Origin of the sequence: Propionivibrio sp., assembly GCF_047602565.1 — a bacterium.
GTDB lineage: Bacteria > Pseudomonadota > Gammaproteobacteria > Burkholderiales > Rhodocyclaceae > Propionivibrio.
Genome location: NZ_JASGGX010000001.1, coordinates 4,745,317 through 4,764,233, shown reverse-complemented (window position 1 = coordinate 4,764,233; position 18,917 = coordinate 4,745,317). Strand labels below are relative to the sequence as shown.

Sequence of the window (18,917 nt, the reverse complement as noted above, 5' to 3'; positions counted from 1 at the left end):
TCATAACGGGGATCCTGATCCCATCGAGTCAGGGATATCCGGCGCGTCGGCCACTTCCGGCCGCTCACCGTAACGTAGTTTTTCTAACGCAACCTCGGCCAGCGCCTGCCGCAACAGATCCAAACCGTCTCCACGTCTGGCGCTGAGCCGAACCCGGGCAATATTACCATACTCGTCCCGCTCGACCGCCGGAGGCAGGTCCAGCAGGTCGAGCTTGTTCAGCACGACGATCTGCCTCACGTCGCGCGCGCCGATCTCCTCGAGAACCTTCTCCACCTCCTGCATCTGCTCGTCGCGGATCGGGCTGGCCGCATCCACCACGTGCAACAGGAGATCGGCCTGCGCCGTCGCCTCCAGCGTGGCGTGGAACGCGGCCACCAGTTCGTGCGGCAGATCGCGGATGAAGCCCACCGTATCGGAAATCACGACGTGCCCCGCCTCGCCCACCCAGAGCTTGCGGGAGGTCGTGTCGAGCGTGGCGAACAGCTGGTTCGCGGCGTAGGCGTCCGCGTGGGTCAGCGCGTTGAACAGCGTCGATTTCCCGGCATTGGTGTAGCCGACCAGGGACACCGTCAGCACGTCGTTGCGCAGCCGCGAACGGCGCTGCACGCCTCTCTGGCGCTCCAGCTTGCGCAGGCGCTCGCGCAGGACCTTGACGCGCTTGCCGAGCAGCCGGCGGTCGGTCTCCAGCTGGGTTTCGCCGGGGCCGCGCAAGCCGATCCCGCCTTTCTGGCGCTCCAGGTGGGTCCAGCCGCGGACCAGGCGCGTCGCCAGATGGTCCAGTTGCGCGAGCTCGACCTGCAATTTCCCGTCCGAACTCTGGGCGCGCTGCGCGAAGATGTCCAGAATCAGGCTCGTCCGGTCGATTACCCGGCAGCGCAGCGCCTGCTCGAGGTTCCGTTCCTGGGCCGGGCTCAGCGCATGGTTGAAGATGACCACGTCGGCCTGGTGCAGGGTGACCGCGTCGCCGATCTCCTGCACCTTGCCCTTGCCGGCGAAAGTGGCGCTGTCCGGAAATTTTCGTTTCCCCTCGACGGTGGCGCAGACCGAGGCGCCCGCCGACTCGGCGAGCAGGCACACTTCCTCCCGCCGATCGGCGAGCGAACTCTCGCCGAAATCGAGTTGAACTATTACCGCACGCTCACCGCCGGGGTGACGCTCAAGCATCGGCGCGTTTCAATCCAAAAATGAAGATGTCAAAACTCCCCGCATCCAACCCTTGGGCGACATCCCGGAAAGCACCGAACCGCAGCCGTTTACGCAGAGAACCGCTCAATCTCCGCTACTCGCGTCCTGCTGGATACTGATCGGCCGCGAGGGAACGACCGTCGAAATGGCATGTTTGTATACCATCTGGGTGACCGTATTCTTCAAAAGAACGACATACTGGTCAAAGGACTCGACCTGGCCCTGCAGCTTGATTCCATTCACAAGATAAATGGAAACAGGAACATGCTCACGGCGCAGCACGTTCAGGAAGGGGTCTTGTAGAAGTTGCCCTTTATTACTCATGGTCGATACTCCATGTCTAATTGTTGGTACGACGTTCAAGCTTAATTGATTTTTCGAGGATTCGCCAGACAGGACCGCACGATTCGGACGTCCGGCCAGTCCATCGGGATATGCATGCCCATCATTCGATCCCGCATGCGCCGGCCGTCAAGGGTTCGACACGCCGACCTGAACAATGACAGCCCGGCAATCAAATAGTTTGCGGAATTTTCAAATTTATCTTGAGATCGGCCGCATCACTCTATATAATGCGCCACTTCGTTGGTTGCAGCGCGCCCGTAGCTCAGTTGGATAGAGTACTTGGCTACGAACCAAGGGGTCGGGCGTTCGAATCGCTCCGGGCGCGCCAATTTACCTGCGAATCAAGCATTTAGGCCAATCTTTGATTGGCCTTTTTGCTTTTCGGAGCCCTGCGACGGCCGGCTTCCTACATCTTGTCCTGCATGCCTTTCTTGAACTCGTCGATGCTGACCCTGCCGTCGCGGTTGGCGTCGAGTTCCTTGAAGCGGGCCGTGACTTCGGCCGAGCGTTTGGCTTCTTCCGGCGTCACATAGCCGTCGCGATTCACGTCCAGTTGTTCGAAAAGCGGCGCCGGAATCTGATCCTGCGCCGGCGGGGCGCCGCCCGGAGCCTGCGCCTGGGCCAGCGGCAGGGCTCCGAGCAGCAGGATGGAAAGGGTGAGTTTGCGCCAGGTCATGTGCTGATTCATGGTGCGATCTCCTTGGGGGTGGTTCTTGGAAAAACCTCCGCGCCGAATCGCCGGGAGGCGATTCCAGTGTATGAACCCGGCGGCATGAGGGCTGTCGGACCGTGCTGAATCGCCGGTAGGACGAATCCTGCATGTTTCCCCCGGACGCCCCTCTTCCCCGCCGGAAAGGAACCGCCATGTCAGCACCTGCCCCGCCCACGCCGCCGTCGTCGGCCCTGCGCAGCGGACGCTTCGCGCGCAACCGGCACCGCCTGTTCCTCGCTCTCGGTGGCGCCCTGGTGCTGCTGCTGCTCGGCTCGAGCCACTGGCAGGCGACGGCCAGTCTGCGCGCGCTCGGCGCGCTGCAGCGGCAGGCCGAGCGCGTGGAACACCTGGACAGCCTGCTGATTCAGTTGATGGACGCGGAAAACGCCGTGCGCGGCTATCTCCTGACCGGCAACCGCGCCCATCTGGAACCACATGCCAGAAGCCGGGCGACGGCGAACGGAACGCTCGAAGCGATACGCAGCGATCTCGAGGCCAACCCCGACAACGAGGACGCGCTGGCCGATCTTTCCGGGCTGGTGGCGATCAAGCTGCGCAGCCTGGATCAGGCGGCCGAGCGCGGCTTCGCCGGCGAGGAGACGCGCATCCAGGGCAAGCGCTACACCGATCGCATCCGCGACCGCATCCTCGGCCTGAAGGCGCAACTGGCGGCGGAAGGGGAACTCTCGTTCCAGCGCTCGACCGTCCATGTCGAGCGCACCCGCTGGGTGGTGGGCACGCTGGCCGCCGGTGCCCTGGCGCTGATGGCCGTGCTGTTTCTGGCGATCGAGCGGCAGTTCAAATTGCGCGAGCAGATCGCCGATCTCCTGCACAGCGAAAACCAGCGCCTCGATGCGCTGGTGCAGGAACGCACCGCCGAGCTCTCCGACCTGGCGAGCTACCTGACCAACGCCCGCGAAGTGGAAAAGGCGCGGCTGGCGCGCGAACTGCACGACGAACTCGGGGCGTTGCTGACCGCCGCCCGGATGGAGACGGAATCGATCGCCCGCCAGCTCAACGCGGGCAACTTCGACCAGTGCCGCGAGCGCCTGGCGCGCCTGCAGGGGCACATCGACGGCGGCATCGCCATGAAACGGCGGATCATCGACGACCTGCGGCCGCCGCTGCTCGAAATGCTGGGGCTGGTCAGTGCGCTGCGCACCCTGGCCGAGGAGTTCGCCCATGACGCCGGGGAAAGCCTCAGCCTGGAGCTGCCCGCCGACGACGTGGAGGTCGCCCCGGAGCCGGCGCTGGCCCTTTTCCGCATCGCCCAGGAGGCGCTGACCAACATCCGCAAGCACGCCCGCGCGCGCCGGGTGATACTGGCGCTGCGCGTCGCGGCGGACGCGCTGGAGCTCGAAATCGAGGACGACGGCCAGGGCTTCCAGGCCGGACCGATGCAGCGCGGGCACCACGGACTGGCGGGAATGAAGCATCGCGTGCAGATGTGTTCCGGACGGTTCACCGTCGCCAGCCGGCCCGGCGCCGGCACCCGGATCGCCGTGCGCCTGCCGCGGACGGCCGCCGCCGGGACGGTGGAAATCCTGTAGGCCGTACGGCCCGGCGGTAACCCGGATTACGCCGGCCCGGCGCTCGCCTTCGCGGCGGATGCGATGGTCGTCAGTGCGTCGCCTGGCGCACGTAGGCGAGCAGATCGTTGGTCTGCGTGGCCTTGTCGAAGAACCGTTCGACGCCGAGCATGAAACAGAGCTCGCGTACCGCGAGATGGTCGTGGTGGGAGAACACCACGGTGCGCGGACGGCCGAAGCGATCCGGCTCGCTGGAGAGCGCCCGCAGCACGCCGAGGCCGCTGCCCGCACGCAGCTGCAGGTCGACGATGGCCAGATCGGGCCGCAGGCGCTGGAGCAGTTCCAGGGCGCCCGGTTCGTCCGCCGCGCCGCCCACCACCTCGACGCGCTCCAAATCCCCCAGCAAGGCGCCCAATGCCTCCTGCAGCAGGTGCGAATCCTCGATGAGGACCACCTTCAGCGGCGGATTCGTGGCGGCGGACGTCATGCGCGCGCCTCATTCGACCATCAGACCGTTGCGCAGGGCATACGCGGCGAGTTCGGCGTTGCTCGACACACCCAGTTTTTCCAGGAGGCGGGAACGGTAGGTGCTCACCGTCTTGATGCTCAGATGGAGCGCCTCGCCAATCGCCGAGACCGACTCGCCGCGGGCCAGGCGGAGAAAAACCTGCAGTTCGCGTTCGGAGAGCTGCTGATGGGGAAGCGCCGGGCCGTTGCCGGCCACCTCGTCGGCCAGCAGCTCGGCCATGTGCGACGACAGGTAGCGCCGCCCCTGCGCGACCGTGCGCACGGCGTGCAGCAGCTCGTCCCGGCCGCACTCCTTGCACAGGTAGCCGTCGGCGCCGTTGCGCAGCATGGCCAGCGCGTAGCGCTCCTCGGGATAGCCGGTCAGCACCAGGACCCGCAGATCAGGGTGGCGCTGGCGCACGCTGCGCAGGACGTCAACTCCGCTCTGTCCCGGCAGCGCGAGATCGAGCAGCAGCACGTCGCACTCCATCGCGCGCAGGCTGGCGAGGGCTTCTTCGCCGGAAGCCGCCTCGAAGGCGACGGTGACGCCCACCTCGCCGGCGAGGATTTCGCGGAATCCCGCGCGGACGATTTCGTGGTCATCGACGATGGCGACTCGGAGCATGGCACGCCCTATGGAATTGAACCGCAGACCAGCCGGCAGGGAAAGGCCGTCCACGGCGCGCGGCGATGCCGGTTCGACCTCCTGGCGGAGTCCCGAGTTCAGGAGCCTGCAAGAGTTCTCCTACAAGCGAATCGGCCGCGTCCGACAGTTTCCGGCCGGGCGCCGGCCGACAATGGGCTCAACCCTTTCGGCAAACCAAGGCATGCGTACTCGAGGAGAACGCCATGATTCGAGACTGTTTCCGCAAATACCTGGTCTGGCTGCTGCCCGTCTTTTTCCTGGTGCCCGGCACCGCTCCGGCCGAGACCGAAGCCCCCGAGGCGCTGGTCAAGAACGTCACCGAGGAAGTGCTGAGCATCCTGCGCCAGGACAAGGACATCCAGTCGGGCAACCGCCAGCGGGCCATCGCCCTGATCGAGAACAAGGTGGCGCCCCACTTCGACTTCACGCACATGACCCGTCTCGCGGTCGGCAAGGCCTGGCAGCAGGCCGACGAAGGCCAGCGCCAGGCGCTGACGAGCGAATTCCGCACCCTGCTGGTGCGCACCTACGCCACGGCGCTGACCGCCTACCGCGATCAGAGCGTGAGCTTCAAGCCGGCCGACCGGGCCACCGGCGACGAAATCACGGTACGCAGCCAGATCAACAAGCCGGGTTCGCAGCCGATCCCGCTCGACTACAGCCTGAGCCGGAGCGATGACGGATGGAAGGTGTTCGACGTGTCCGTCGCCAACGTCAGCCTGGTGACCAACTACCGCAGCACCTTCGCCAGCGCCATGGAAAGCGGCGGGCTCGACGGACTGCTGAAGAGCCTGCAGGAAAAGAACCGCCGTCTCCAGACGGCTTCTCCCGCCGCCTGAAAAGCGGCACAGGGGCATGGAACGCCGCACGGAGCCGTGCCCCGCCATCTCGAAAGGAGCCTCCCATGAAGACCAAGTCCTATCTTCTCGCCACCCTTCTTCTGCCGTTCCTGATGGCCGCCTGCAACCGCGGCGAGGAACCGATGTCGAGCTCGGCCGCCCCCGCGCCGGAAAGCCAGGCCGCGGCGCCGGTCGATCCCAACAGGACCATGGAAAGCGCGCCGCCGGCCGCCGGCATCCCGCCTTCGCCGCCGGCCACCGAATCCGCGCCGGCCGCGCAGCCCGCGCCGCCGGCAGGCGAAGCCCAGCCCGCCGCTCCGGCGAGCGAGCCGACGAAAAACGAATGACGAGGATGCGCCCCGGCGGACGGATGGCCGACCGCCGGGCGATGCTCAGCGCAGGGCGGTCCGGTCGATGTTGAACAGCCGCAGCACCAGGCTCTGGCTGACGTCCGCGCCCAGGCGCTTGGCGAAACGCTCGGCGATGTTTTCCTTGACCGAGTAGTCGAGGACGTTCTCGACCTTGATCACGTCCCGGGCGACGGAATCGACCGTTCCGAAATCGTCGGCCAGGCCGAGCTTCACGCTTTGCGAGCCGGTCCACATCAGGCCCGAGAACATCTCGGGGGTTTCCTTCAGGCGATCGCCGCGCCCCTTGCGCACCACGTCGATGAACTGGCCGTGGATTTCCTCCAGGAGCGTCTGGGCATGCTCCTTCTGCTTGGCGTCCTGCGGCGAGAAGGGATCGAGGAAGCCCTTGTTTTCGCCGGCCGTGAGCAGGCGGCGCTCGATGCCGAGATGCTGCATCGCGCCCGTGAAGCCGAATCCTTCCATCAGCACCCCGATGGAACCGACGATGCTGGCCTTGTCCACGAAAATCTTGTCCGCCGCCGAGGCGATGTAGTAGCCGCCGGAGGCGCACATGTCCTCGACCACGGCGTACAGGTGGATGTCCGGATGGTTCTTGCGCAGCCGCTGGATCTCGTCATACACGATGCCGGCCTGGACCGGACTGCCGCCCGGACTGTTGATGCGCAGGATGATGCCCGCGGTGCCCTTGTCCTCGAAGGCGGACTGCAGCGCCCCGTTGATCTTCTCCGCGCTGGCGTCGCCGGTCGCGTCGATGGTGCCGCGCACGTTGACCAGCGCCGTGTGCTTGCCGTCGGCCAGTTTTTCCGAGCCGTCCCAATCGACGACCAGAACCAGCACCGCGACCAGGTACGCCAGCCCGGCGAGCTTGAAAAAAATGCCCCAGCGGCGTTTGGCCCGGGTTTCCTTCAGGGATTCCAGGGCGATCTTCTCGAGCAGTTGCCGTTCCCAATGCGGTTCTTTTTCCGGTGTATCCACGTTTCGACTCAATCAAAATATCGGCGGAGCACGCCAATGTAATTTCCGGGCAGGCAGGGAGTATAGATCAAGCCCGTGCCGAACGCCGAGCACAAGGTAGGCGATTCGACCCGGTTCCGGCTCAGACGTTCCGTTTCAGCCACAGAGCGAGTTGATCGACGTCGTCCACGCAGGCCAGCGGCTTCAGCCGGGTCAGCTCGGCGCGCGTATGCGCGCCGTACGTCACCGCCAGCCCGGCGACGCCGGCGTTGACCGCCATCTGCATATCATGCGTGGTGTCGCCGATCATCAGCGTCCGTTCGCCCGGCACCGCGAATTCGTCCATCAATTCCTGGAGCATCTGCGGATGCGGCTTGGAAAAACATTCGTCGGCGCAGCGCGACGCGGTGAAGTAAGGGCCCAGCCCGGAGTTGGCGAACGCCCGATCGAGGCCTTTCCGGGTTTTGCCTGTCGCCACCGCCAGCTGGCAGCCGGACGCATGCAGCGCCTCGATCAGCTCGTGGATGCCGGCGAACAGGCGGATGTCCCGGTCGACCGCCAGATAATGCTCCCGGTAGCGGGAAACGAGCGACGGCAGACGTTCGCCGGGCAGATCGGGGGCGATGTGGCGCAAGGCCAGCGACAGCTCCAGGCCGATTACGTGGCTGGCCTGCGTCGCGGACGGTTCCGGCAGTTCGAGGTCGCGGCAGGCGGCCTGCAGCGCCCGCACGATGCTGCCCGTGGAATCGAACAGGGTGCCGTCCCAGTCGAAGACCAGCAACTCAAAGCTCTTGCCCATAGTCCTGCGTTTCTTTCGTTGACAGTTTGTGCAGAAAACCCGCCAGCGCCTCGGGAAGCGGCGCCTCCAATGCCATGACCTCTCCGCTCGCCGGATGGGGCAGCCTCATTTTCCACGCATGCAGGAACATCCGCTTCAAGCCTTCCCTCGGCAGCGTCCGGTTCAAGGTGAAATCCCCGTATTTCTCGTCGCCGGCGATCGGGAAGCCGAGATGCGCGCAATGCACCCGGATCTGGTGCGTCCGCCCGGTGCACAATTCGGCTTCGAGCAGGCTGAAACGTTCCCAGCGCGCCACTAGGCGGAAGATGGTGTGCGACGGCTTGCCGTCGGACGCCACGCGCACGCGGCGCTCGCCGGACTCCAGCAGATACTTGTGGAGCGGCAGCCGGACGTTGCGCACCGGGTCCATCCACCGCCCCAGCACCAGCAGCAGATAGCGCTTGTCGGCGCCCCGCCCCTGCCCGCCTTCCCGGAACATGTCGTGCAGGACGGTCAGCGCCGAACGCTTCTTCCCGACCAGCAGCAGGCCCGACGTCTCCCGGTCCAGGCGATGCGCCAGCTCCAGGAAGCGGGCCTGCGGACGTTGCCGCCGCAGCGCCTCGATCACCCCGAAGCTCACCCCGCTGCCGCCGTGCACGGCGAGTCCGGCGGGCTTGTCGACCACCAGCATCGCCTCGTCCTCATACACGATCGGCAGGTCGGCCTTGATTTCCGCGCCGGCGGCAATCTCCTCCTGTTTTCGGGCCACCCGGATCGGCGGAATGCGCAGGGCGTCGCCCGTCCGCACGCGGTCCGAGGCGGCGACGCGCCTGCCGTTCAGGCGGACCTCGCCGGAACGGATGATCCGGTACACGTGGCTCTTGGGCACGCCCTTGCAGACGCGCAGCAGATAGTTGTCCAGGCGCTGGCCTTCGTCTTCCGGGGTGATGATGGCCTGTGTGACGTTGTCTTTGCTTAGTTCGGCCATTTTGAATATACTGATTGCGATTTGCGTCTCGGGTTGAAAGAGGCGCTGACCCGTAAGACCTTCAAGCGGCGCCGCACCCATCCGGTAGCGGCCTGCGTTCCGGCAGGCTTCAGAAGCTTCTCCCGCACCAACCTGTGCGGGGTCGATCCGCGCAAATCGCCTGGTTAAGTACGCTCACCAAAAGTAGCGATACTACTTGATTTGCGTGCGTCCAGCACGTGCGGATCGCCCCAAGCAGATTCCCGGCGCCTGGATTTTTTCAGGCGCTCAAAAGAATGAACCCAGCGAATCGACCCAATTAGTTGCCTTTCAGGAAAGACTCGAACCACTCCCGACAACAACTACCAAGCCATCGCTGCCTGCACAAGGCGCTCCCTACGGTCATGCGCACGCGGGAGCCCCAAAATGAAGCGAATGTTGTTCAATGCGACACAGGCCGAAGAACTCCGTGTCGCCATTGTCGATGGTCAGAAACTGATCGACCTCGACATTGAATCGGCCGCCAAGGAACAGAAGAAAAGCAACATCTACAAGGCGGTAATCACCCGCATCGAGCCCAGCCTCGAAGCCGCCTTCGTGGACTACGGCGCCGAGCGGCACGGCTTTCTCCCGTTCAAGGAGATTTCCCGTGCGTATTTCCAGCCGGGCGTCGAAGCCAGCCGCGCGACCATCAAGGAAGCCTTGCGCGAAGGGCAGGAGCTGATCGTCCAGGTCGACAAGGACGAGCGCGGCAACAAGGGCGCGGCCTTGACCACCTTCATCAGCCTGGCCGGCCGCTACCTCGTGCTGATGCCCAACAATCCGCGCGGCGGCGGCGTCTCCCGCCGAGTCGAGGGCGACGAGCGCGCCGAGCTGCGCGAAGTCATGGATCAGTTGCAGGTTCCGTCGGGCATGAGCCTGATCGCGCGCACCGCGGCGATCGGCCGCAACGCCGAGGAGCTGCAGTGGGACCTCAACTACCTGCTGCAGTTGTGGAAGGCGATCGACGGCGCGGCCAGCCAGCAGAAAGGCGCGTTCCTCATCTACCAGGAAGGCAGCCTGGTCATCCGCGCGATCCGCGACTACTTCCAGCCGGACATCGGCGAGATCCTCATCGACACGGACGACATCTTCGAACAGGCGCGCCAGTTCATGTCGCACGTCATGCCGACGACGGTCAACCGCATCAAGCGCTACCGCGACGACGTGCCGCTGTTCTCGCGCTTCCAGATCGAGCACCAGATCGAATCGGCGTATTCCCGGCAGGTCACCCTGCCGTCGGGCGGCGCCATCGTCATCGACCACACCGAGGCGCTGGTGTCCATCGACGTCAACTCCGGCCGCGCCACGCGCGGCGCCGACATCGAGGAAACGGCGTTCAAGACCAACCTGGAAGCGGCCGAGGAAATCACCCGCCAGCTGCGCCTGCGCGACCTCGGCGGCCTGATCATCATCGACTTCATCGACATGGAGAACCAGCGCAACCAGCGCGAAGTCGAGAACCGCCTGCGCGACGGGCTGAAGCTCGACCGCGCCCGCGTGCAGACCGGCAAGATCAGCCGCTTCGGCCTGATGGAGCTGTCGCGCCAGCGCCTGCGCCCGGCGCTCGCCGAAACCAGCTACATCCCGTGCCCGCGCTGCTCCGGCACCGGCCACATCCGCAGCGCCGAGTCCGCCGCGCTGCACATCCTGCGCATCCTCGAAGAGGAAGCGATGAAGGACAACACGGCCGCCGTGCATACACAAGTGCCGGTCGACGTCGCCACCTTCCTGCTCAACGAAAAGCGCGCGGACGTGCAGGCCATCGAACTGCGCCACAAGGTGAATGTCCTGCTGATCCCGAACATTCACCTGGAAACGCCGCAGCACAGCATCGTCCGCCTGCGCCATGACGAGCTCAACCAGGAAGACCTGCAGCAGCCGTCGTACAAGATGGTCGACGCGCCCGCCGAGGAAAACGACGGGCAGGCCGCCGGCAACGGCGAAGCCAAGGCGCCGCGCCAGGAAGCGGCGATCAAGGGCATCACCCCCGACCAGCCGGCGCCGATCGTTCCCGAAAAAACGACGAAGGAACCGGAGAAGAGCACCGGCGGCTTCCTGTCCCGGATCATGTCCTGGTTCCGCGGCGCCGAGGAGCCGGTGCCGGAAGCCAAGCCGGAACGGAAACCGCGCAGCACCAGCCAGCGGGACGGCCGCCGCGGCCCGCGCAACGGCCGCCGCGACGAGGACCGCGACACGCGCGAAGCGCGTCCGCCGCGCGAGCCGAAGGAAGCCCGCGAGCCCAGGCCCGCGCCTGCCGAAAAGCGCGAGGAAGCGCAGAAGACCCGCGAGCCGCGCCGCCAGCGGGGCGAGCCGCGTCCGGAACGCAAGGAGAAGGAACAACCGATGCCGGTGGCGGCCGCCGAAGCGGCCGAGCTGCCGACGCTGCCGGAAGGCGCGAAGGCCGGGGAAGACGGCAACGGCGGCGCTTCCCGCCGGCGCGGTCGGCGCGGCGGCCGGCGTGAGCGTACGGAGAAGAACGAGCTGGTCGGCGGAGAAACCGCCGTTGCCGAAACCGCCGTCGCGGTAGCGGCCGTCGCCGAACTGGCCGAATCCGCGCCCGCCGCGCCGGCAGCCGTGGAAACCGCGGTTCAGCCCGAGGTCGAAACCGTGGCGGCTACCTTGCCCGAGGCAGTCCCGGCCGAGGAAATCCCCGCGGCGCCGGCCAGCGCCGCGACGCCCGCCAGTGCGCAGATGGAAATGCCGCTGGCGGCGAACGAGGAGCCGGTGGCCGAGCTGGCGCCCGTGACCGTGGAAACCACGCAGGACGCTGCCGAGGCCGCCGTTCTTCCGCTGGACGAAACGGCCGCCGCGAGCCAAGTGGCGGAGATTTCCGCGCCGTCCGGCGAGGAGGAAGCGCCCGCCGAGGAAACGCCGGCGCTGATCGCCACCGTACCCGTTCCGCCGCCCGCGCAGGAGGCCATCGATCTCGGCGATGCGCTGGAAACCAGCGGCCTGGTGATGATCGAGACCCGCAGCGAAAAGGTCCAGGAATGGCAGCCGGAAGCGGTGGAAGAACCCGCGCCGCGTCCCCGCCGGCGCCGCGCCGCGCAAGCCGCCACTGCGGAAGAGCCGTTGGTCATGGTCGAAACCCGGCAGCCCTGATCGCCGGTTCGACGCATTCGATCACGGGGCGCCTGCGCCCCGTGATTTTTTTCAGCCCTCGCCGGCCTCCTCGTCCCGCTTGGCCGCGCCGAACATGAGTTCCTTGAGGCGGAACAGCTCGTCGCGCGCCGTGGCGGCCTTCTCGAATTCCAGGTTCCTGGCGTACTCGCCCATTTCCTTTTCCAGCCGCTTGATTTCGCGCGTCAGCTGCTTCTCGCTCATGGCCGAATAGCTGGCCTGCTGCTGCGCGGCCTTGAGTTCGCGCGTCGAGGTCTCGGCGTCATACACGCCGTCGATGATGTCCTTGATGCGCTTGGAGACGCCGCGCGGCGTGATGCCGTGCGTTTCGTTGTAGTGCAGCTGCTTGTTGCGGCGCCGCTCGGTTTCCGCCATGGCGCGCCGCATCGAGTCGGTCACCTGGTCGGCGTAGAGGATGGCCGTGCCGTTGAGGTGGCGGGCCGCGCGGCCGATGGTCTGGATCAGCGAACGCTCCGAACGCAGGAAGCCTTCCTTGTCGGCGTCCAGGATGGCCACCAGCGAGACCTCCGGAATGTCGAGCCCCTCGCGCAGCAGGTTGATGCCGACCAGCACGTCGAACTCGCCGAGGCGCAGGTCGCGGATGATCTCGACCCGCTCGACGGTGTCGATGTCGGAGTGCAGGTAGCGCACGCGGACGCCGTTCTCGCCGAGGAAGTCGGTCAGTTCCTCCGACATGCGCTTGGTCAGCGTGGTCACCAGCACGCGCTCGTTGCGCGCGCCGCGCAGGCGGATCTCCGACAGCAGATCGTCGACCTGCGTCATCGCCGGCCGCACGATGATCGCCGGGTTGACCAGCCCGGTTGGCCGCACCACCTGCTCGACCACCTGCCCTTGGTGCGTCCGCTCGTAGTCCGCCGGCGTCGCCGAAACGAAGATGGTCTGCCGGGCGAACGCCTCGTACTCCTCGAACTTGAGCGGCCGGTTGTCCAGCGCCGACGGCAGGCGGAACCCGTAGTTGACCAGATTCTCCTTGCGCGAGCGGTCGCCCTTGTACATCGAGCCGATCTGCGGGATCGCCACGTGCGACTCGTCGATGAACATCAGCGCGTCGTTCGGCAGGTAATCGAGCAGCGTCGGCGGCGGCTCGCCGGCCTTGCGCCCGGACAGATGCCGCGAGTAGTTCTCGATCCCCTTGCAGAAGCCGAGCTGGTCGAGCATCTCGAGGTCGAAGCGCGTCCGCTGCTCGATGCGCTGCGCCTCGACGAGGCGCCCTTCGCGGTTGAAATACTCGATGCGCTGGCCGAGCTCGTCCTTGATCGCCTCGACGGCGCGCAGCACGGTGGCGCGCGGCGTCACGTAGTGCGACGACGGGAACACCGTGAAGCGCGCCAGCCGCGACTGCATGTGCCCGGTGAGCGGATCGAACAGCTGCAGTCCGTCGATCTCGTCGTCGAACAGCGAAATGCGGATCGCGTGCTCGGCGTGCTCGGCCGGAAACACGTCGATGACGTCGCCCCGGACGCGGAAGGTGCCCCGGTGGAAGTCCAACTCGTTGCGCTCGTACTGCATTTCCGCGAGGCGCTTGATGACGTCGCGCTGCCCCATGCGGTCGCCGACGCGCATGGTCAGGATCATCTTGTGGTACTCGTCGCGGTCGCCGATGCCGTAGATGCACGACACGGTCGCCACGATCACGCAGTCGCGCCGCTCCAGCAGGCTCTTGGTCGCCGACAGGCGCATCTGCTCGATGTGCTCGTTGATCGCCGAGTCCTTTTCGATGAACAGGTCGCGCGCCGGCACGTAGGCCTCGGGCTGGTAGTAATCGTAGTACGAGACGAAATACTCGACGGCGTTCTCGGGCAGGAACTCGCGGAACTCGGCGTAGAGCTGCGCCGCCAGCGTCTTGTTCGGCGCCAGCACCAGCGCCGGCCGGCCGGTGCGGGCGATGACGTTGGCCATGGTGAAAGTCTTGCCCGAGCCGGTGACACCGAGCAGGGTCTGGAACGACAGCCCGTCGTCCAGCCCCTCGATCAGCCGGCCGATGGCCTCCGGCTGGTCGCCGGCCGGCTCGAACGGTAGGCAAAGCCGGAACGGGGAACCGTCGAAGACCTGGAATCCCCTGTTTTCAGAATGAGTTGCGGAAGGATTGGAACGATGGGTCGCTTTCATCATGCTAAAATTTTACGTCGTTTCCGTCCGCCAACCCGAATCTCTCCGCTGAAATTCCACCGCCGATTCAGCGCCCCGCTTTCCCTTCAACTTCATCGAGTGATTTTCCATGACTTCATCGATTTTCTCCTCCGTAGAAATGGCCCCACGCGATCCGATCCTCGGGTTGACCGAATCGTTCAATGCGGACCCCCGGACGACCAAGGTCAACCTGGGCGTCGGCGTGTATTTCGACGATACCGGGAAAATTCCGCTGCTCGACGCCGTGAAGGCGGCCGAGCAGGCGCGGCTGGCCAGCATGCCCAGCCGCGGCTACCAGCCCATTGACGGCCTCGCCGCGTACAACAAGGCGGTGCAGGCCATGCTGTTCGGCCAGGATTCGCCGTTGCTGGCCGAGGGCAAGGTGGTGACCGCGCAGGCGCTGGGCGGCACCGGCGCGCTCAAGGTCGGCGCCGACTATCTCAAGCGCCTGCTGCCGGAGGCCACAGTCTACATCAGCGATCCGAGCTGGGAGAACCACCGGGCGATCTTCGAAACCGCCGGCTTCCCGGTCGACACCTACCCCTACTACGACGCGGCGACGCGCGGCGTCGATTTCGCGGCGATGAGCGCCCGCCTCGGCGCGCTGCCCGCCGGTTCGATCGTCGTCCTGCACGCCTGCTGCCACAACCCGACCGGCGCCGACCTGAGCGAAGCTCAATGGCATGAGGTGATCGAGGTGGTCAAGGGGCGCGGTCTGGTGCCGTTCATCGACATGGCCTACCAGGGCTTCGCCGACGGCATCGCCGAGGACGCGCTGGCGCTCAACCTGTTCGTCGCCTCCGGCGTGCAGTTCTTCGTCTCGACCTCGTATTCCAAGTCCTTCTCGCTGTACGGCGAGCGCGTCGGCGCCCTGTCAGTGGTCACCGCGTCGAAGGACGAATCGGCCCGCGTGCTGTCGCAGATCAAGCGCCTGATCCGTTCCAACTACTCGAACCCGCCGACCCACGGCGGCGCCGTCGTCGCGGCCGTGCTGGCCAGCGCGGAACTGCGCCGGATGTGGGAAGCCGAACTGGTCGGCATGCGCGAGCGGATCAAGACCATGCGCGGCAGCCTGGTCGAGAAGCTCAAGGCCAAGGGCGTCGCGCAGGATTTCTCGTTCGTCATCAAGCAGCGCGGCATGTTCTCCTACACCGGCCTCAGCGCCGAACAGGTCGCCCGGCTGCAGAGCGAATTCGGCGTGTACGCGGTCAATACCGGCCGGGTCTGCATCGCCGCGCTGAACAGCCGGAACATCGACTACGTGGCGGAGGCCATCGCCGCCGTGCTGTAGCGCCCGCGCGGAAGCTGCACGAAAGCGCCGGACGTTCCGGCGCTTTTTTTCATGGCTCGTCCTCTGGAAGCAACGTGGCGGGCGATCTAAAATCGGATCGGTTCGACCAAGGCGGAATTCAAGCGATGTGCCAACTTCTCGGGATGAACTGCAACGTCCCCACCGACATTTGCTTCTCCTTCACCGGCTTCCAGGCGCGGGGCGGCGGCACGGACGTGCACCGCGACGGCTGGGGGATCGCCTTTTTCGAAGGCAAGGGCGTGCGCCTCTTCCTCGACCCGCAGCCCTCGTGCCAGTCGCCCGTGGCCGAGCTCGTACGCCGCTATCCGATCCACTCGCTCAACGTCATCGCGCATATCCGCAAGGCGACGCAAGGCCCGGTCGGGCTGGAGAACACGCATCCCTTCATCCGCGAATTGTGGGGGCGCTACTGGATCTTCGCGCACAACGGCAACCTGGTCGATTACTCGCCGGCGCTCGACGGCAGTTGCGTCCCGGTCGGCCAGACCGACAGCGAGCGGGCCTTCTGCCATCTGCTGCAGACCCTGAGGCGCCGCTTCCCGGACGGCGCGCCGCCGCCGGAAGACCTGCGCGAGGCGCTGGACGACTTCGCGGCGGTGACGCGGCGCTTCGGCCCGTTCAATTTCATGCTCTCCAACGGCGACTGCCTGTTCGTCCACCGCTCCACGGACCTGCACTACATCGTCCGCCGGGCCCCGTTCGCAGTCGCCCATCTCAAGGACGAGGACGTCTCGGTCGATTTCAGCGAAGTGACGACGCCCGACGACCGCGTCGCGCTGGTGGCCACCTTGCCGCTGACCGACAACGAAGTATGGACGCCATTGCCGGTCGACCGGGTCGTCATGTTCTCCCACGGCGAACGCCGCGCCGGATAGCCGGCGGCGGCATTTTTCGATTTTCTGGAGCGGGCCGACGCATGTTCTTCGAACAATACCTTGCCAAATTCTCCTGGCTCGACTGGGCCGGACTATCCTGGTTCCTGGTCTGCTGGCTGGGTTATGAAATGGTCGTCGAACGCGGCTGGATCGGCCGCCGGACGCTGCACGAGGAGACCCACAAGCTGCGGCTGGCCTGGGGCCGGGTCATGCTCGGCCGCAACCAGCGCATCGTTGACGTGGCGCTGATCGGCAACCTGCTGCAGAGCCTGTCGTTCTACGCCAACACGTCGATCTACATCATCGCCGCGCTGTTCGCCGCCCTGGGAACGCTCGACCAACTGATGGCCATGGCGTCCGAACTACCGTTCTCGCGGGCGATGTCGAAGGAGGCCACCGAAATCAAGCTGCTCATCCTCATCGGCGTCTTCGTCGTGGCCTACTTCAAGTTCACCTGGTCCCTGCGCCAGTTCAACCTGCTGTCGATCACCCTGGGTTCGGTTCCGCAGGAGGCGGAGGAGGACCTCGACAGGCACGCCCGGAAATTCGCCGCCGTCAATACGTGCGCCGGCAACGATTTCAACCGCGGGCTGCGCGCCTATTACTTCGGGATGGCGGTCATGTCGTGGATGGTTTCGCCGTGGCTGTTCATCTGCTCCACGCTGGTCATCGTCTTCGTGCTGGCGCGGCGGGAGTTTTCCTCGCCCGTCCTCAAGGCGCTGACCGACGTCTGAAGGAGCCGGAGATGCCGGCTCCCCGCCCCGCTCAATGGGCCGGTTTTCTTCCCGGCGCGGCCGGCGGGTAGTACCCCGAGATGCGGCATTGCAGCCCTTCGACCGGAGTGCCGTTCTTGTAGCGGGTGACCGAGCACAGGGAGATTTCGCCGCGGCGGGACAAATCCTCGATGGCCTGGCGGATTTCTTCGAGCGGAATCTTGGTCATGGCCGAAATTTCGCTGTCGAGCAGTTGCCCGTGTTTCTTCAGATGCTGAAGGACGACGGTCGATGTCATCTTGTCTCCTTTCGGTTGAGCGAATTGCACTCTGCAAAAATGCCGGGGATCAGCGCGTTGACGCCCATTCGGCGCGCAGCGGTTCCGCATCCTCCCTGCCGTCCAGCCAGCGGGAATAGGCGGCGGCGTCGAAGGGCACCGGCACGATGGTGTGGAACATGCCCAGCAGCCCCGCGCAGACCGACTGCTGGATGCGCCACATGACCGGTTCGCGGTGCGGCAGGGACGCCCAGTCTTCTTCCCGCTCGTACCACAGGATGATGATGGCCTCCGGCACGCCGCCCTTTTCCCGGATCTGCCCGCGGATGTTGTCGGCCGTCGCCGCCAGCGCGGTCGACCGCCATTCGACCAGTTCCCGCATGCGCTGCGCGACGGCTTCCGGCAGCGGCTCGGAACCGTCCTCCCACGCCTGCCACTGCCGTTCGGTGACGGCCGGCGCCGCGACCCAGCGTGCGGCTTCTCCATGGGAGAAAAACAGGAGACGGCGAAGGGCTTGCAGCGTGGTCGGGGTCATGATGTTGATTTCACGTGCTATCCGGGCAACATTGCCCTATGATCGCGCCCGGGCGATGATGCCGGACGATCAGATTGGTCCTGCGATCGGATATGATCCGGGGATCAACACCGGGGAGACACATTTTTGACAGGAACTATCAAAAACGAGAAAAGAAAAAGGGGCTGCAGCGAGTGCAACCCCTCGTGTCACTTTGGCTCCCCGACCGAGGCTTGCTAAGAACCGCAAGTATAACATTATTCATGCCTAAACGCTTCTGCTTAGCCGCTTGAGCGACAAACCTCTGCCTGTTTCTGTCTAGACCTCCAGATAACACTCGCCGACGTGGGAAAGTGCGTCGGAGGGTGGTGTGTCGTCTGTTGTTATCCCTGATCTGTTCTCGCTGAACAGCGTTATCGATTATCTCGTGGCGCATCGGGATCAATTCCCGGAGCACGGGGAATACAACATCGAAATGCGCAATTGCCTGTTAGCAAAGCCCCCCCAGCATCTCACCCATGACGATCAGACACGTACGGTCATTTTGATCGGCGTGTCAGTTTGAATGTGGAATGAAATCTGGAGGTCTCATGAAATACCTGCGTGTCGCACTCTTCGGCCTGATTGCTGGACTGATCGGGTTGGCCAACGCCGCCACAATCCATGTCCCCGACAGCTTCCTTTACAACTCCGTCCTCGGCCAAATCGTATTCGGCACCGACACGATCAAGTGTGCCCTGGCGCCATCGAGCTACGTTTACAACCGGGCGACGCACAGCAAACGCAGCGACGTCACCGAAATCACCGGTACCGGCTATACCGCCGGCGGCCAAGTAGTGACGCCCACGGTGACCAACGACACGACGAACCACAAGCTGGTCATCGGTATCCCGCAGATCATCTGGACCGGCTCGACGACGATCACCGCGCGGCAGTTGTACTGTTATAAGTTGACGGGCACGGCCAGTGCTGATCCGCTGATCGTGTTCTCCGATTTCGGCGCCGACGTTTCCAGCTCGGGCGGTACCTTCACAGTCAATCCGATCACGATCGAATACACCAATTTCTGATCGGTAC

19 protein-coding genes and 1 tRNA gene are annotated in these 18,917 nt (G+C 65.3%); 9 read left to right on the top strand and 11 right to left on the bottom strand.

The window, feature by feature from the left end:
* The gene (gene hflX / locus QM701_RS22570; protein WP_415169236.1) at positions 1-1,167 is read right to left on the bottom strand and encodes a GTPase HflX; all 1,167 of its coding nucleotides are present in this window, start codon (positions 1,165-1,167) and stop codon (positions 1-3) included.
* Positions 1,168-1,272: 105 nt separating this feature from the next.
* Positions 1,273-1,512: an RNA chaperone Hfq gene (gene hfq / locus QM701_RS22565; RefSeq protein WP_415169235.1), complete on the bottom strand. Its 240-nt coding sequence runs from the start codon at positions 1,510-1,512 to the stop codon at positions 1,273-1,275.
* A 272-nt stretch (positions 1,513-1,784) separates the two neighbouring features.
* Between hfq and QM701_RS22560 the strand changes: the two genes are divergently transcribed.
* A tRNA-Arg gene (locus QM701_RS22560) sits at positions 1,785-1,861 on the top strand.
* A gap of 78 nt (positions 1,862-1,939) precedes the next feature.
* Here QM701_RS22560 and QM701_RS22555 read toward each other — a convergent pair.
* Complete coding sequence (locus tag QM701_RS22555; RefSeq protein ID WP_415169234.1) at positions 1,940-2,221, bottom strand: EF-hand domain-containing protein; 282 nt, start codon at positions 2,219-2,221, stop codon at positions 1,940-1,942.
* Positions 2,222-2,397: 176 nt separating this feature from the next.
* Between QM701_RS22555 and QM701_RS22550 the strand changes: the two genes are divergently transcribed.
* A complete protein-coding gene (locus QM701_RS22550) occupies positions 2,398-3,795 on the top strand; it encodes a CHASE3 domain-containing protein (protein ID WP_415169233.1) in 1,398 nt (465 codons plus the stop codon).
* 70 nt (positions 3,796-3,865) lie between these two features.
* On the opposite strand, the gene QM701_RS22545 is transcribed toward QM701_RS22550, so the two are convergent.
* Together QM701_RS22545 and QM701_RS22540 are read right to left on the bottom strand one after the other, a co-directional pair.
* Entirely contained in the window at positions 3,866-4,261 is a 396-nt protein-coding gene (locus QM701_RS22545) for a response regulator transcription factor (protein WP_415169232.1), read from the bottom strand.
* Positions 4,262-4,270: 9 nt separating this feature from the next.
* Entirely contained in the window at positions 4,271-4,906 is a 636-nt protein-coding gene (locus tag QM701_RS22540; protein WP_415169231.1) for a response regulator, read from the bottom strand.
* Positions 4,907-5,130: 224 nt separating this feature from the next.
* Here QM701_RS22540 and QM701_RS22535 point away from each other — a divergent pair, with 224 nt between their 5' ends.
* Together QM701_RS22535 and QM701_RS22530 are read left to right on the top strand one after the other, a co-directional pair.
* Entirely contained in the window at positions 5,131-5,766 is a 636-nt protein-coding gene (locus QM701_RS22535; protein ID WP_415169230.1) for an MlaC/ttg2D family ABC transporter substrate-binding protein, read from the top strand.
* 65 nt (positions 5,767-5,831) lie between these two features.
* On the top strand, positions 5,832-6,113 hold the full coding sequence (locus QM701_RS22530) for a hypothetical protein (RefSeq protein WP_415169229.1): 282 nt from the start codon (positions 5,832-5,834) through the stop codon (positions 6,111-6,113).
* Between the two features lie 45 nt (positions 6,114-6,158).
* On the opposite strand, the gene QM701_RS22525 is transcribed toward QM701_RS22530, so the two are convergent.
* From QM701_RS22525 to QM701_RS22515, 3 genes are all read right to left on the bottom strand, one after another.
* The gene (locus QM701_RS22525) at positions 6,159-7,112 is read right to left on the bottom strand and encodes a S49 family peptidase (protein ID WP_415169228.1); all 954 of its coding nucleotides are present in this window, start codon (positions 7,110-7,112) and stop codon (positions 6,159-6,161) included.
* Between the two features lie 121 nt (positions 7,113-7,233).
* Positions 7,234-7,890, bottom strand: coding sequence for an HAD family hydrolase (locus tag QM701_RS22520; RefSeq protein WP_415169227.1), 657 nt, complete (start codon positions 7,888-7,890; stop codon positions 7,234-7,236).
* Complete coding sequence (locus tag QM701_RS22515) at positions 7,874-8,857, bottom strand: RluA family pseudouridine synthase (protein ID WP_415169226.1); 984 nt, start codon at positions 8,855-8,857, stop codon at positions 7,874-7,876. The genes QM701_RS22520 and QM701_RS22515 overlap by 17 nt, the downstream gene beginning before the upstream one ends.
* 405 nt (positions 8,858-9,262) lie before the next feature.
* On the opposite strand from QM701_RS22515, the gene QM701_RS22510 reads away from it, so the two are divergent.
* A complete protein-coding gene (locus QM701_RS22510) occupies positions 9,263-11,980 on the top strand; it encodes an Rne/Rng family ribonuclease (RefSeq protein ID WP_415169225.1) in 2,718 nt (905 codons plus the stop codon).
* 51 nt (positions 11,981-12,031) lie between these two features.
* On the opposite strand, the gene uvrB is transcribed toward QM701_RS22510, so the two are convergent.
* Positions 12,032-14,128: an excinuclease ABC subunit UvrB gene (uvrB, locus tag QM701_RS22505; RefSeq protein WP_415169451.1), complete on the bottom strand. Its 2,097-nt coding sequence runs from the start codon at positions 14,126-14,128 to the stop codon at positions 12,032-12,034.
* A gap of 109 nt (positions 14,129-14,237) precedes the next feature.
* Here uvrB and QM701_RS22500 point away from each other — a divergent pair, with 109 nt between their 5' ends.
* The 3 genes from QM701_RS22500 (at position 14,238) to QM701_RS22490 (ending at position 17,070) form a co-directional block, all read left to right on the top strand.
* Entirely contained in the window at positions 14,238-15,440 is a 1,203-nt protein-coding gene (locus QM701_RS22500; protein ID WP_415169224.1) for an aromatic amino acid transaminase, read from the top strand.
* Positions 15,441-15,565: 125 nt separating this feature from the next.
* A complete protein-coding gene (locus QM701_RS22495; RefSeq protein WP_415169223.1) occupies positions 15,566-16,336 on the top strand; it encodes a class II glutamine amidotransferase in 771 nt (256 codons plus the stop codon).
* A 41-nt stretch (positions 16,337-16,377) separates the two neighbouring features.
* Complete coding sequence (locus QM701_RS22490; RefSeq protein WP_415169222.1) at positions 16,378-17,070, top strand: DUF599 domain-containing protein; 693 nt, start codon at positions 16,378-16,380, stop codon at positions 17,068-17,070.
* A gap of 31 nt (positions 17,071-17,101) precedes the next feature.
* Here QM701_RS22490 and QM701_RS22485 read toward each other — a convergent pair whose 3' ends face one another.
* Positions 17,102-17,347 carry a transcriptional regulator gene (locus QM701_RS22485; RefSeq protein ID WP_415169221.1) on the bottom strand — a complete coding sequence of 82 codons (246 nt, stop codon included), beginning with the start codon at positions 17,345-17,347 and terminating at the stop codon, positions 17,102-17,104.
* 49 nt (positions 17,348-17,396) lie between these two features.
* The gene (locus tag QM701_RS22480; RefSeq protein WP_415169220.1) at positions 17,397-17,861 is read right to left on the bottom strand and encodes a DUF1870 family protein; all 465 of its coding nucleotides are present in this window, start codon (positions 17,859-17,861) and stop codon (positions 17,397-17,399) included.
* A 569-nt stretch (positions 17,862-18,430) separates the two neighbouring features.
* Between QM701_RS22480 and QM701_RS22475 the strand changes: the two genes are divergently transcribed.
* Positions 18,431-18,910 carry a hypothetical protein gene (locus tag QM701_RS22475; protein WP_415169219.1) on the top strand — a complete coding sequence of 160 codons (480 nt, stop codon included), beginning with the start codon at positions 18,431-18,433 and terminating at the stop codon, positions 18,908-18,910.
* Positions 18,911-18,917 lie beyond the last annotated feature (7 nt).